This window comes from Clostridioides sp. ZZV15-6598 (genome assembly GCF_020657705.1).
GTDB classification, from domain to species: Bacteria; Bacillota; Clostridia; order Peptostreptococcales; family Peptostreptococcaceae; genus Clostridioides; species Clostridioides difficile_F.
Window position 1 is genome coordinate 1 of the sequence record NZ_JAGWCS010000307.1, and the last position, 718, is coordinate 718.

A 718-nucleotide genomic window follows, 5' to 3' on the forward strand; every position below is an offset into this window, starting at 1 on the left:
CTTATCTTTTTTATAACTTCGTTTGGTCTTGTTCCATATCCTACTAAATCACCTACACAAACTACCATATCTATATTGCGTACCTTTATATTATCTAGTACTGCATCCAAAGCATAAATATTGCTGTGTATATCTGCTATAACTGCTATTCTCATAAACAATTTTCTCCTATTACATTTTCTTTGATTTTCTTTGGTTTACTTTTTCTATTGTTTCTTTAACTCTTGATACATTTTGGCAATTTAAACCTTGATTCTTATATCCAATTAATATATCATAATCAAACTTTAATTTCTCATAAGATTCTAATTCATTATCTAATATTTCCTTAATAAAACTGTATTTACCTAAAGTATCCTCATCCAATTTATAATATACAAACTTAGCTTCTTTATAGTAAGTAACTAACTTTGCATTCATTAATTTATTTAAATGTCTAGACGCATTAGACTGAGTTATTTCAAGTATCGCCTCAATTTCACATACACACAATGCTCCTTTTCTTAAAATATTTATTATTCTTATTCGTGTTTCATCACCTAGTGCTTTTAATATTTGTATAATTTCCATTTTTTCCTCCCTTTATATAATCATATTCACTTTTAATCATATGATACTATTAAAAAAGATATTTGTAAAGTATATAGTAAAACCTACAAATATCTTTTTTAGTTAAATTACATAATAAATTGAACTAAATATCCTGCACTAATAGCTA

2 protein-coding genes are annotated in these 718 nt (G+C 25.1%); both read right to left on the reverse strand.

Going from position 1 to position 718, the window contains the following annotated elements:
- Positions 1-155: metallophosphoesterase family protein (locus KGF50_RS21770; protein WP_227849985.1), on the reverse strand; the 155-nt coding region annotated here is incomplete at its 3' end.
- 16 nt (positions 156-171) lie between these two features.
- The gene (locus KGF50_RS21775; protein WP_227849984.1) at positions 172-570 is read right to left on the reverse strand and encodes an ArsR/SmtB family transcription factor; all 399 of its coding nucleotides are present in this window, start codon (positions 568-570) and stop codon (positions 172-174) included.
- Positions 571-718 lie beyond the last annotated feature (148 nt).